Here is a 13,074-nt window from a genome sequence, read left to right on the forward strand (position 1 = left end):
TCCTTTATTAGCCCAGGCTTTTATATATGAGCAGTGTTTTTTCAATAACGCTAGTAGAGGAGAAAAGATTCGTTACTCTTTCCCGCGCACGCAGTCCAAGTTCTTCTCTTAACCGAGAATTAGTTAACAATTCCTCAATTTTTTCAGATAATTGTGCGATATCATTTTTTGGAACTATAAAGCCTGTTAAATTATTTTCGATGATACTGGTACATCCTCCCGTGTCATATGCTATTGATGCACGCCCGACCGCAGCAGCTTCGATTAAGATTCTGGGTACGCCTTCAGCATAAACTGAGGGAAGAGCAACAATATTAGACATCTCGATAAGTTCTTTAACGTTATTACTTTTACCAAGCCAATTTATTTTATTTTCAGCAGACCATTGTTCAATAATATTATCAGGGATGCAATCGGGATCATTTTTTACCGAAATTCCAGCAACATTCAGTTCAAAAAAAACATTTTTAGCTTCAAGGTTTTTTTTAACTTCAACCAAATCTGCTAAACCTTTACTCCAAATCAAACGACTTGCAAAAAGAACAATTGGGGTTGGTTTAATTTCTTCTTTTACATAATCAAAATCTTTAACATCAATGCCAGCACCTTCAATGACAATGGTTTTATCTTGTCGAACACCAGTCATTTGAATTATTCTACTTCTGTCATTTTCATGTTCAAAAATAAGGAACACATCTTTTTTTGCTGTTATCCAGCGATAAAGAGGTGCCACCATATTTTTTAAAAATAAATATTTTTTTTCGTCTGAAGAGAATACCCGACCTAATCCGACAAAACTTAAAACGAGATTCTTTTTACGAAGTTTAGCGTAGCAACCGCCAATCAGGCAGGGCTTAATTGTTATGCAATGTAAAATATCAGGATTGATAGCGTTTATTAATTTTATCGATTGCAAAATATCTTTTATAATAATGAGCGGGTTCAATGACTGCTCTGACATTTTGGAATTATGCGTAATAATACCTAGAGAACGAAATTTATTAATAATTTCTTTACTTTCAAAGTTGCAAATAACATGAACTTCATAACCTTCATTTATCCCAGCAGTCGCCCTGTCAAGCCAGTGAAGGTTGAAATACCAATCTGAATTAATATAGAAACAAATCTTTTTCATTTAATTACCATCTACCTTCCCCTTGAAATTATATATCACCCCATCCATCATCCCTTTAAACAGCGACTTCAAATAATCAATTTTGTTATTTGAATTTCTAACCATACAAATGTACTTACACAATCTTAGAATAATTGAAAACAGACTAAATGGAGGTTCAGATGGAAATATCTTCCTTGACAATATTAAATTTCGCGCGAGGTAATATATTTTCCACGGAAGAATTGCTGAAGACGATTCTACAACATCATGATGAAAAATGAGATCTGGATTATAAATCATCTTACAACCCATTTTTTTTAATGACCACGAGTAATAAACATCATCAAAATAAATGAAAAGATCTTTCTTTATTTCAAGATAAGAACTTTTCAAAGTTTCAAAATCAATGAAAACTCCTACAAATGAGAAGGTGATAATTTCAGAACAACCTTCTTCTTCAGCCGCATATAAAAAAGGTGATTTCTTATATAAGTAAATATCTTGGATATTGTTTGGTATTTTTACCCAAGGAATATTCATTTTGCATCTTGAACCATTCAGATCATAAACATTTGAAGCTATAACTTTCGCATTTCCTTTGTCGCTAAGTAAAAATTTATCGATGATGTTTTTTTCTGGGTAGGCATCGTCATCAAAAAAAAGAACCCAGTCAGGTTGAGTATTATTTGAGATCCATTCTGAACCGAGTAAAAAACCTCCTGCTCCACCTTCGTTATTTTCATTACGTAGTATAACTAAACGAGGATCATTTATTGTTGATAACCACTCATATGTTCCATCTGTAGATGCATTATCAACGATTACGACTTGATGAAAAGAGAGCTGCTTTACAGCAGCCCAGCATTTTTTTAATTTGTCTAGTCGGTTAAAAGTTACGACTAAAGCCGAGATTTTCATCTTGGATTAACCACGAAATTAGGCATTACGGTATTTTCTTGCACTGAAAGACGATACGCACGAACAACATCCAATGCTTCAGCAATCGTTACATCCATATCAAGATAACGATAAGTACCAAGACGGCCAATAAAAGTGATATTTTGTTCTTTTTCTGCGCTGTCCAAATATTTGCCTAATAACGTCATCTCGCCCATTTGTCTAATTGGATAATAAGGAATGTCTTTCTCAGTACAAGAGCGACTAAACTCTTTATAACATACAGTTGAATCATGCTTTTCCCATGGGGCAAAATATTTATGTTCGGTGATCCTGGTATAGGGTACATCAACCTCACAGTAATTCATTACGGCACAACCTTGATAATCACCTTCGACAGTGAATTTATCAAAGTCTAGAGTTCTGTATCCTAAGCGCCCTAGACTATAACCGAAGTATCCATCCAACTGACCACTATAAAACACATGGTCATAATTTTCTTTTTCTTGAGGGTTATAATCAGTGTTCAATTCAACAGTAATATTTTCGTGATTTAGAATCGATTCAACAATTGGGGTATAACCCTCTTTTGGCATGCCTTGATACTTATGATTGAAATAGTTGTCATCATAATTAAAACGTATCGGGAGCCTTTTTAAGATAGAAGCTGGCAACTCTTTTGGCTCCATCCCCCATTGTTTAATGGTATAGCCCTTAAAGAATGACTCATATAATTCTTTACCAACAAATCTTAACGCTTGATCTTCGAATGTTTTAGGATCAAGGATTGTTGCATCACCCTTTGATTCAATGAGCTTTTTAGCTTCTTCAGGATTACATGTAGTTTTAAAAAACTGATTGATCGTGTGTAAGTTGATCGGTAAAGAGAAAACCTGTCCATTTACAGTTGCTTTAACTCTATTTACGTATGGCATCATCTCGCAATGCGAACTGATATAATTCCAGACTTCTTCATTATCGGTATGAAATATATGAGGCCCATATGTATGAATCATTACATTAGTTTTTTCGTCTCGCTCGCTATAGCAATTTCCAGCGATATGGGCACGAGAATCAATGATTCTTACATTGTGCCCGTCCTCAGCCAGTTCACGCCCAATCACTGCACCCGAAAAACCAGCACCTACAATTAAAATATTTTTTCTCATTGAAATTAACCTAAAATCATCCGACGAATTTTATAATACGTTTTTGCTATATGCTGCCGACGCTTACTACCAACTGGAGCATAGCGATTTAAATATGGCATCAATTTGCGCTTTACTTTTGTCTGGAATAATATTTGGTTACTACCTGTATTATTCGCAATTACATTAACCTTGCCGTATAAGCGGTTAATAACTTCTTGTTGCCAGGGTGTTCCATCAATATATGACATGAAGTTATCAAAGAAATCAACGTGGGGAGCATCCCAGGGCTTGTTTTCACCTGCAAAATGAATCATTTTTGGTTTTCTTCTGGAAGCCAAAAACTGCATGTATGAGGCAAATTTTAGATTTGGGAAGAAATCATCTGTATTCCCATTACCATGATATACATTCCACTCAAATGGCAGATAATGCACCCGGTCGTAAAAAACCTTGTTCATAATGTCTTGGTCTAAAAACCAAAACGATCTGGATTTCATAGTAGCCATTAGCTGAGTGTATGTATTCTCAGCATTCATCTGCGCAACATTGAACAGAATTAAGCCAGCCTGAAAATAACGCTCTGTATCCTTCATTACCAGAACATTATTTAAGTATTCTTTTGCTGTTTCGTTTTTGCCTTCCTCAGAATGAGCAATAGCGCCGAACTTTACAAAACCTTCCATGACAATATCTTTCACAGCTGCCACAAGGTTATTCTTCATATCAATATGAACTAATTCTGCTACATCACTTTCAACTATAGTATCAGCATCGATAAACAAGACTTTTTCGAAATTTGAAAATAAAGAAGGAATAAATAATCTGGCATAAGTCGCAGCGCTAAAATGCGCGCGCGTATAAACACTTTTCATTTCACTGAATGCGTTAACATCAAAAAAGCGTATTGAAAAGTTATTTTTGTTTTTTATTAGTGAAATTAAACGCGACTTATTTCTTGCCGAAACACCATTTTCTAATACAACAATATCGTAGTTATCTTTTTCAGTGCTATTTTTAACTATGGAGTTTATTAAGGCTCCACCACTTAATGAGTAATTATCATCAAAACAAATGACAATAGGTATATTTTTTGATTCAAAATTCTGTTTTAACTTCCCGTTAAATGTTTCATTTTTAACAAAAGTTCTTTGAATTTCTTTTTTATTTAACCCGCTAGTTTTTTCTTTATGAATCAGATAAATATTGAACAGCCTTTCTGAGATATGGCCTACAACTCTTTTTTCTTGTGCATCATAATTACGGAGCGCGAAATTATTTTCAAGATCTTCAAGTATTGAAAATAACCATTCTGAATAATCTGAAAATAATTCAGATTTCATAACGAACATATTCGTATAATATCCATCGTGCGCAGTATTAAATTCTTTTACTGCTGCAGCATATTCAGGATATAGATACAATAAGCTGTCTATTGCTGACTGGTAATCTTCAATATGTAAATGCTGAGATATTTTATAATGTTCATAATTATTCTTACTCCCCGCCTGCTTTACACTCCATTTTTTAGGCAACAAGATATCATAATCGGCTATTGCACTAATGATGCTGCTTTCATCTAATCCAAACTTTTTTTCATATTCAGGAGATATAACGTCTTCATTAATTACGCCCCAAACATCTTCATCAAAGCTTTGATCTGATGAAAAATTTAAATGCCTCCTGTAGTGCATAAAGCCGACATAATCTGATGATAGATCATTCTTCCACACCCAATATTGAGCTGTAAGTTCACAATAAAATGGATTCTTAAAAGAAATATTTTCTCCAGTATTATCACCTATACAGCAAATATCATTATAGCTATTAGCTTTTCCTACATGTATTGGTTTTATTACATTTGATGATAAAAAGGCGCTAGGCTTATGGTGGCTAGTATATATTTTTACTTTTTCATTTGTAATGTTCATTCATTGTTTCCTTACATTGAAGATCGATATTGTTCTAAAATTACACCCGCATTGCCACTCGCCTTTAATCGGTGGTTCTCAATCCATATAACTCTGTCACAAATCTTTTCAATATCGGTTAAATTATGGCTAACAAAAAGTATCGTTACGCCTTTCTCTTTAAATTTGTTAATAGTCTCAATGCATTTCTTTTGAAATGCATAATCACCTACAGCTAAAACCTCATCAATAATCAAAATATCCGGATCGACTTGAGTAATAACCGAGAAACCCAATTTTGCCAACATGCCGCTTGAATAAACACGAATCGGTTCATCAATAAATTCACCAAGCTCAGAAAATTCGATGATCTTATCAATTCGTTCATTTAATTGCTTGCGTCTCAACCCGAGTAGAGTTGCATTCAATCTAATATTTTCTCTACCAGTGAGTTCAGGATGAAAGCCTCCTCCCAATTCTAGCATCGAAGCTACTCGGCCTTTGGTGGTCACACTCCCTGCCGTAGGCTTAATTACTCCAGCAACTAAACCTAAAGAAGTGCTTTTACCAGCACCATTTCTGCCTATCAAAGCAACAGATTCCCCTTTATTAACCGTGAAGTTGATATCCTCAATAGCCAGATAGCTTCTACCTGATAAAAGGGTTAATGCTCTTTTGGGGTTAAAAATCAGCTCTTTAATTCCTGAGCCTATATGATGATATAAGGGATAACTTTTAGTTACCGCTTTAAATTCAATTGCGACTTCCATTATAAAATCTCTGCGAAACGGTATTTTAATTTGTTGAAAACCCATGCACCAATGGTAAGCGTCACGATTCCCATACCATAAAGTGAAAGAATTTTTTCATAATCAACATGACCATTCATGAATAATTCTCTCCAGCTCAAAACCATATCTGCGAGAGGATTATAGGTTATTAACCATTGATATTTTTCAGGTATCATATCACTGGCATAAAGTATTGGCGTGCAATAGAACAGCAGCATAATACCCAATGTAATAAACCTTTCTAAATCACGGAAGAAGAGATTCAACGTTGAAAGGAAAAGAGCAATACCATAGGAGAAAATTAATTGTGCGATTCCAATCAATGGGATGCCATAGATCCAATTCCAATGAGGCGTCATGTCATATATTAAAAGAAACACAATGATAACTGGAATGGTGCAAAGGAAATGCAAGCACTCCATCATGACATTACTGAAAGGAATAACTGATCTTGGAAAAACCGTTTTCTTTATTATTTGTGCGTTAGCTATGAACGAAAACAGCGAGTTAGAGGTTGTGCTTGCAAACCACTGCCAGGGAAACAATCCTGTGATAATAAAGATTGTGTAATTAGGGATTTGGACTCGCATGATTAACTTGAAGATAAAATAGTAAATCATGGCAAAGAGAAGTGGATTAGCTATTGACCATAAATAACCTAGAAAACTGCTTTTATAGCGAACTTTAAGTTCCTTCTCAGTGATTACTGTTATTAAATCAATGAGATATCCCAAACTAAACTTCATACTTTACGCTCTAATTTTAAGCTTACGCTAATGATTATTTAATGTTCGATGATTAGTTCTGCAGACGCTACCGCCCCTGGCTCTATAGCTACCAGTACACTACTAATCAATCCATGTTTCGAAAGTCCGTGCTGCTATTTCCGATAACAAGCTAAACACATAACTTAAATTTTATAATGACCATCCGCACTTTTTGATAAGCGCAGAATGTTATCATTTCCGATAACTACTTAAAAGCCTGTAAAACTCCATGATTTATAAAGCAAAAAAGCCTGTCCGTAGACAGGCTTTGAGCTATAAACAGTATAACTAGCGGAATCCATTCGGATTCTTCGACTGCCAGTTCCACGTATCACGCATCATGGCATCAATCCCGCGCGTCACGCGCCAGTCCAGTTCGTTGTTCGCCAGCGTCGCATCTGCCCAAAACGCCGGCAAATCGCCGTCACGGCGTGGCTTAAACTCGAACGGAATCGGCTTGCCGGACGCTTTCTCAAACGCCTTGATCATCTCCAGCACGGAGAAGCCCACGCCGCCACCGAGGTTGTAAGCTTTGTAGCCTTCAACTTTGGCTAAGTGGTCCAGCGCTTTCAGGTGCCCTTCTGCCAGGTCGACAACGTGAATGTAGTCGCGCTGTGCGGTGCCATCCGGCGTGTCGTAATCATCGCCAAACACGCCCAGCTTCTCCAGACGGCCAATCGCCACCTGCGCGATATACGGCAGCAGGTTGTTAGGAATACCGGTTGGATCTTCACCGATTTCGCCAGATTCATGCGCGCCAACCGGGTTGAAGTAGCGCAGCGCAATGGCTTTGAAGTTGGGGTCCGCTTTAGCGAAATCACGCATCACGAATTCAATCATCAGCTTCGAGGTGCCGTACGGGCTGGTCGTGCCGCCAATTGGCGTGGTTTCCACGTAAGGAACCGGTGCATCGGCGCCATAAACGGTCGCAGATGAGCTGAAGATGAAGTTCCACACGCCAGCAGCGCGCATCTCTTCCAGCAGCACCACGGTGCCAGCCACGTTGTTTTCGTAATATTCCAGCGGCATGCGCGTGGATTCACCAACGGCCTTCAGTGCGGCGAAGTGAATCACAGCGCTGATATCGTTAGTGGCAAACAGGTCACGCAGGCAGGCGCGATCGCGGATATCGCCTTCGACGAACACCGCTTTTTTGCCTGAGAGCTTTTCCACGCGGTTGATGGCTTCGCGGGAAGCATTGCAAAGGTTATCCAGGACCACAACGTCGTCGCCGCGCTCTAACAGCGCCAGCACCGTATGGGAGCCGATGTAACCCGCTCCGCCCGTTACCAAAATAGCCATGTGTACTCCTTTAAACCGCGCTAAAGGCGCGGTAGAGAATGAGAAAGCTTATTTCGCCAGGATTTTCTGAATAGATTCGCGGAAATCGCGGCCCTGATCGTTGTTACGCAAGCCGTAAGAGACGAATGCCTGCATATAACCGAGTTTACGACCGCAGTCGTAGCTGGTACCGGTCAGCAGCTGCACATCAACTGGCTTCTTCTTGCTCAGAGAGGCGATAGCATCGGTCAGCTGAATGCGGCCCCATGCGCCCGGCTCAGTGCGCTCCAGCTCTTCCCAGATATCCGCAGAGAGCACATAACGGCCAACTGCCGTCAGGTCAGAATCGGTAGAACCCGCTTCTGGCTTCTCAACAAAGCTGGTGATGGTGCTGATATCGCCTGGGTTATCAATCGGCTCTTCGGTAGTCAGCACGCCATATTCAGTAAGATCTTCGCCCGGCATGTGTTTCGCCAGCACCTGGCTGTGGCCGGTATCTTCAAAGCGAGCAACCATCGATGCGAGGTTATAACGCAGGTGGTCAGCGGTGGAGTCATCCAGCAGCACGTCTGGCAGCACCACCACAAATGGGTTGTCGCCAATCATTGGACGCGCGCACAGCACGGAGTGGCCCAGGCCTAACGGGTTGGCCTGACGCACGTTCATGATGGTCACGCCCGGCGGACAGATTGACTGCACTTCGCTCAGCAGCTGACGTTTAACGCGCGCTTCTAGCAGCGCTTCCAGCTCGTAAGTGGTATCGAAGTGGTTTTCCACTGCATTTTTGGAAGCATGGGTGACCAGCACAATCTCCTTGATGCCAGCCGCGACGCATTCGTCAACAATGTATTGAATCATTGGTTTGTCGACAATTGGCAGCATCTCTTTCGGAATGGCTTTCGTCGCAGGAAGCATATGCATACCGAGACCCGCAACGGGGATTACTGCTTTAAGCTTGGTCATATTTATTCCATTTCATGAAGTGAATACGTGGGGTCGATTATGCAGGATCGGCCGGTCGAGCAAGTATAATCTTTATCTGAAAAACCGGCACTAACTCTCTGTCACACCATCAAAAATCGCCAATTTGGCCGGTAAAAACGCCGAAATTCCAATGAGGAACCGATGCGCTAAACCGCTGAAAAATCGTGAAAGGATTTGAGATGACGAGACCAGAGATTGACTGAAAGCTGTGTCGATAATGCGCCATAAATGGCGCCGCTACGGACCGTGTAAACATTGAGTCATCTGTAGCGGCGCGATTCATCACGCGGGTTGGATGTTGATGACTACAGCCAGCCCTCAAACCATTCCGGCATCACGAACAGGTTGAAGTGGTTTACCAGCATCATCAGCGCAACAAACACCACCGACACCGAAACCCACTGACGTGCATACGGCATAAAGCGGATGCCAATCACCGGCTTGATGAAGAACGGATGGGCAAAGGCCGAAATCAGCACCTGCGAGATCGACAGCGTCAGCGCCACATACAGCACGTTCGGCCAGATGTAGGTCGTCGCCAGCACCGCAACCACCACCAGGCTCGCCACAATGTTCCAGTAGAACTCAACATTGGTGCGGCCGTTGGCCTGCGAAATCGCGCCGGTTAAGCCGCCCATCGGACGCAGCATGCCAAACAGCAGCATCAGCGGAATCAGATGGTAAACCTGCTCATGTGAAGCGCCGTATAGCACGCGCACAATGACCGGGGAAAGGATGCCAATCGCCAGATACATCGCGCTACTGAACAGCATGATGACGAATGTGCCTTTCAGGAACAGCTTTTTCAGCTGCTCTGGATCGTGCTGCTTCTCAGCGAAGCGCGGCAATGCCAGGCGGTTAATCACCGGCGAAACCAGCTTCAGCGGTTGCAGAATCAGCTCTTTTGCCAGCGAGTAAATCCCCAGCATCTCCGCACCCATCACTTTACCGACGATCAGCGCATCGGCCTGGGTACGCAGCTGGTTGATGGTCTGCGAACCGAGCTGATATACGCCATAACGCACGGCGCTGACGAAGGTTTTGCCGTCGAACTCCCACGTCGGACGCCAGGATTTCTCGCCGAAGTAGATCATGCAAAGAATGCGCGTGAAGGCGTTGATGAACAGACCAAGAATCGCCGCCGCCACGGTAAGCGAGGTGTAATACAGCATCGCCACGGTACACAGGAACGCAAACATCTTGGTGGCCATCTCAATCTTCGCCAGCGTCACCATGCGTTTGGTTTTCACATAGTGCGCCTGATACTGCGACAGATGTCCCAATACCAGGAAGTTGAGGCTGGTGAGCATGATCAGGCCCACCAGCTCCGGCAAGTGATAGAACCACGCCACCGGATAGGCAATCGCCAGCATAATCAAGCCGGTGCAGAAACTGAGCGACACGTTCACCCAGTAAATAGTGCTCTGCTCGCGGCGATTAATATCCTGGCGATGCACGATATAGCTGCTCATGCCCATATCCTGCAGCACGGTCGCCACCGCCAGAATCGCATTGATGATCGCCAGTAAACCCAGCTCGTGCGTTTCCAGTTTGCGCGCCAGCACGGCGAGCTGTAACACCTGAAGCAATGCGGCAAAACAGGTACTACCAAACAGCCAAACGGCCTGTTTTTTTAATCCGCTCACACCATGCGCTCCAGAATTTTCGCCAGCTCACCGTAAGCGATGTGCTGATTGAACTCAGTTTCGACTTTCTGCCGCGCAGCGGCGACCACCGGTGCCACATCCACGTCGCCACGCGACAGGCGCATCAACGTCGCTGCCAGCTCGTCAGGATCGTTTTCGGCCACCAGCCATCCGCTGACGTCGTTCTCAATCAGTTCAGGAATGCCGCTGTGATAGGTCGACACCACCGGCAAGCCAACCGCCATCGCTTCCATCAGCGCCACCGGAATGCCTTCCATATCGCCATCTGCGGCGGTTTTAGACGGCAGCAGGAAGATGTCCGCCTCGTTCAGCGCCTGACGAATTTCATCCTGCGGCTTGAAGCCCGGCATGGTGACGTAATCCTGCAATCCAGCGCGCGCGATGTGCTCGCGCATCATGCCATCCTGTTCGCCGTTACCGATGATGGTGAACTGGAACTGGCCGCCGTTATTGCGCAGGATTTCGCTGGCTTTCACGGCCACATCCAACCCTTTCTTCTCGGTCAGACGCGCCACTGAGACTATGCGCAGCGGTTGATGGAACGCCTCGCGCGGACGGAAGTTAAACTTCTCCGGCTCGATGCCCATACGCGTGACATGCACCTTGGCACGCGGACAACCCATCTCAATCAGCTTGTTCTCCCACAAGTGGCTGATAGGCAGCATCAGTTCGCTCTGTTTGAACAGGTTGACGTAGTCGAGCTTATGCTCTTCGAGGATGTGACGACGCGAAATGTCCGCACCGTGGAACACCGTCGCCTGCTTGCCTTTCAGCACGCCGAGTTCGCGCAGCTTGTTAGCCAGCGCGCCGGCATAGCCGAAGTGCACCAGAAACACATCGGCGGTGTAAGGCTGTTTAGTATTGGCGACAATCGCCGGCAGCAGCAGTTTGCTGGCCTGTGCGCCGTAGCGACGCACATTCAGCGACTTGAGCAGCGCGCCTTTGGTGATTTTCGGCAGTATCAACCCGATACGCTGCGTCAGCTTATCAAGATTGGATACTTTCTCTTCCGGCAGTAAATAGTGGGTTTTCGCTGCCAAATTGTAGTCATCGAACGCGGCGTGGCGATTAATCATATCGCCCGGAAACACGGAGATAATCTCCACGTCGTAGCCTGCGTCGATGAAATGCGTCACCTGATTGAGCACGAAGGTCTCAGAGGCAACAGGAAAACGCATGGTGAAAAAGGTCAGCTTCATCACTTCACCCCAGGACGTTGAGAATTTCTGCTGTAATGCGGTTACCAATCTCACGCTCCTGCGCCACCGCGGTATCAACTTTGTGTTTCACGTTGTCGTAGTCGGCCAGCACCGTCTGCACTTTATCAATGAGCGAACCGTCCATCAGGCTCTGCACATCGGTGGCCATCTGCGGCAGGCCAAGCTGTTTCATCACGCCGAGCGACTTGTGCTCGTAGTTGATGGCCACGGCTGGCGTACCAAAGTTCATGGAGATGATGGCGGAGTGCAGGCGGGTACCAATGGTCAGATGACAATGGCTGAGGAGGATGCCGAGTTCGAGGTCGTTGAACTCGTCCATGATGACATGGTAATGCTCGGGATGCTCGACATGATCGCGCAACGTCAGCGCCACCATGCGGTCATCTTTGGCGTAGCTATCAATACCGGTACAGGTAGAGAAGGCAACCACCTGATAACCTTCGGCAATCATCGCGTTGATCACGCGGCCAAAGGCAGCTTCATACTCTTTCTGTGTTACGCCAAGACGTTTGTCGAACGGCGCCAGTTCACGCACGGTAATCGCAATGGTTTTGCGTGCGCTGATAATCGCCTGCCAGTGCAGCAGGTTATGGCTTGGATTGGCCACTTCACGCGCTTCAACCAAAAATGCGGTATCAACGCCCTTCTTCACTTTGCTGGTGGTCACGCCATCCTGCTTCAGGCGGTCGTAGCTCACCTCTTCGCGCAGCACCAGGCTGTCAACGCGATCAAAGACAAAGTTCGCCAGCGCATTAACGCGCGGGTTCTCGAACGGACCGACCGAGTGACCGACCATATGCAGCGGCTTTTTCGCCATCAGCGCACAAAGCGCGTGGTCGAATTGGGTCACGCCGTAGAGATCGACGAAGAACGAGCCGCCAACCTGAATAATCGCGTCGTACTGCGCAAGGCTTTGGGTGAACGCCGCCAGATGCGGTGGCACCGAGAAGGATTTGTATACGCCGCCTTTGCCAAGGTGCGCCATCATGATGTCCGGCATCAAGCGGTTCGCCACCTTGCGTTTCAGGCTGCCCACTAACCCTTTGCCCGACTTGCTGTTGTGCAGGAACAGGGAATCCTGCTGGATATCCTGCTGCAGTAAATAGCCAGAGCTTGTTGGATAACGGCTGATCACATCGATATCCAAATCCGCACGCGCGGATTTCAGTGAATCAATCAGCCCACGTAAAATCGCGCCATCCCCACGATTTCCACAGGTATGGTTTCCTACCAATAAAATCTTCATAAAAAAACTCCGGAAAAATTTTTGTAATTTTTACAAGCCGCCAATA

Annotated in this window: 11 protein-coding genes; all 11 read right to left on the minus strand. The window is 44.2% G+C overall.

The features are described 5' to 3' along the window. Window positions 1-7: 7 nt before the first annotated feature. The 11 genes from FCN45_RS12435 to wcaK all read right to left on the minus strand — a co-directional run bounded on the left by FCN45_RS12435 (window position 8) and on the right by wcaK (window position 13,028). Window positions 8-1,135, minus strand: coding sequence for a glycosyltransferase family 4 protein (locus FCN45_RS12435; RefSeq protein ID WP_137386109.1), 1,128 nt, complete (start codon window positions 1,133-1,135; stop codon window positions 8-10). Then, on the minus strand, window positions 1,136-2,035 hold the full coding sequence (locus tag FCN45_RS12440) for a glycosyltransferase (protein ID WP_137386110.1): 900 nt from the start codon (window positions 2,033-2,035) through the stop codon (window positions 1,136-1,138). It lies immediately after the preceding gene. Beyond that, on the minus strand, window positions 2,032-3,183 hold the full coding sequence (glf, locus tag FCN45_RS12445) for a UDP-galactopyranose mutase (RefSeq protein ID WP_137386111.1): 1,152 nt from the start codon (window positions 3,181-3,183) through the stop codon (window positions 2,032-2,034). The genes FCN45_RS12440 and glf overlap by 4 nt, the downstream gene beginning before the upstream one ends. Window positions 3,184-3,188: 5 nt before the next feature. Continuing rightward, the gene (locus FCN45_RS12450; protein WP_137386112.1) at window positions 3,189-5,093 is read right to left on the minus strand and encodes a DUF4422 domain-containing protein; all 1,905 of its coding nucleotides are present in this window, start codon (window positions 5,091-5,093) and stop codon (window positions 3,189-3,191) included. An 11-nt stretch (window positions 5,094-5,104) separates the two neighbouring features. Next, entirely contained in the window at window positions 5,105-5,842 is a 738-nt protein-coding gene (locus FCN45_RS12455; protein ID WP_064739219.1) for an ABC transporter ATP-binding protein, read from the minus strand. Further along, on the minus strand, window positions 5,842-6,609 hold the full coding sequence (locus FCN45_RS12460) for an ABC transporter permease (RefSeq protein ID WP_064739220.1): 768 nt from the start codon (window positions 6,607-6,609) through the stop codon (window positions 5,842-5,844). Before FCN45_RS12460 ends, FCN45_RS12455 begins: the two co-directional genes overlap by 1 nt. Before the next feature lie 309 nt (window positions 6,610-6,918). Further along, window positions 6,919-7,932, minus strand: coding sequence for a UDP-glucose 4-epimerase GalE (galE, locus tag FCN45_RS12465; RefSeq protein WP_137386113.1), 1,014 nt, complete (start codon window positions 7,930-7,932; stop codon window positions 6,919-6,921). Window positions 7,933-7,980: 48 nt separating this feature from the next. Beyond that, on the minus strand, window positions 7,981-8,874 hold the full coding sequence (galF, locus tag FCN45_RS12470) for a UTP--glucose-1-phosphate uridylyltransferase GalF (protein ID WP_101763372.1): 894 nt from the start codon (window positions 8,872-8,874) through the stop codon (window positions 7,981-7,983). 326 nt (window positions 8,875-9,200) lie between these two features. Beyond that, window positions 9,201-10,541 (minus strand): MOP flippase family protein, encoded by a 1,341-nt coding sequence (locus FCN45_RS12475; RefSeq protein WP_137386114.1) that lies wholly within the window; start codon window positions 10,539-10,541, stop codon window positions 9,201-9,203. Next, complete coding sequence (locus FCN45_RS12480; protein WP_137386894.1) at window positions 10,538-11,761, minus strand: glycosyltransferase; 1,224 nt, start codon at window positions 11,759-11,761, stop codon at window positions 10,538-10,540. Before FCN45_RS12480 ends, FCN45_RS12475 begins: the two co-directional genes overlap by 4 nt. 4 nt (window positions 11,762-11,765) lie before the next feature. Continuing rightward, window positions 11,766-13,028, minus strand: a complete 1,263-nt coding sequence (wcaK, locus tag FCN45_RS12485) for a colanic acid biosynthesis pyruvyl transferase WcaK (RefSeq protein WP_101763371.1) — start codon at window positions 13,026-13,028, stop codon at window positions 11,766-11,768. Window positions 13,029-13,074: the final 46 nt, after the last annotated feature.

Origin of the sequence: Pantoea sp. SO10, from assembly GCF_005281435.1 — a bacterium.
Classification (GTDB): Bacteria; Pseudomonadota; Gammaproteobacteria; order Enterobacterales; family Enterobacteriaceae; genus Pantoea; species Pantoea leporis.

What these genes read in the sequence shown, in the direction of transcription:
- FCN45_RS12460 (WP_064739220.1), bottom strand. Translation starts at nt 6,609, where the DNA reads ATGAAGTTTAGTTTGGGATATCTCATTGATTTAATAACAGTAATCACT.
- FCN45_RS12455 (WP_064739219.1), bottom strand. Translation starts at nt 5,842, where the DNA reads ATGGAAGTCGCAATTGAATTTAAAGCGGTAACTAAAAGTTATCCCTTA.
- FCN45_RS12450 (WP_137386112.1), bottom strand. Translation starts at nt 5,093, where the DNA reads ATGAACATTACAAATGAAAAAGTAAAAATATATACTAGCCACCATAAG.
- galF (WP_101763372.1), bottom strand. Translation starts at nt 8,874, where the DNA reads ATGACCAAGCTTAAAGCAGTAATCCCCGTTGCGGGTCTCGGTATGCAT.
- glf (WP_137386111.1), bottom strand. Translation starts at nt 3,183, where the DNA reads ATGAGAAAAAATATTTTAATTGTAGGTGCTGGTTTTTCGGGTGCAGTG.
- FCN45_RS12440 (WP_137386110.1), bottom strand. Translation starts at nt 2,035, where the DNA reads ATGAAAATCTCGGCTTTAGTCGTAACTTTTAACCGACTAGACAAATTA.
- FCN45_RS12480 (WP_137386894.1), bottom strand. Translation starts at nt 11,761, where the DNA reads ATGAAGCTGACCTTTTTCACCATGCGTTTTCCTGTTGCCTCTGAGACC.
- wcaK (WP_101763371.1), bottom strand. Translation starts at nt 13,028, where the DNA reads ATGAAGATTTTATTGGTAGGAAACCATACCTGTGGAAATCGTGGGGAT.
- FCN45_RS12435 (WP_137386109.1), bottom strand. Translation starts at nt 1,135, where the DNA reads ATGAAAAAGATTTGTTTCTATATTAATTCAGATTGGTATTTCAACCTT.
- galE (WP_137386113.1), bottom strand. Translation starts at nt 7,932, where the DNA reads ATGGCTATTTTGGTAACGGGCGGAGCGGGTTACATCGGCTCCCATACG.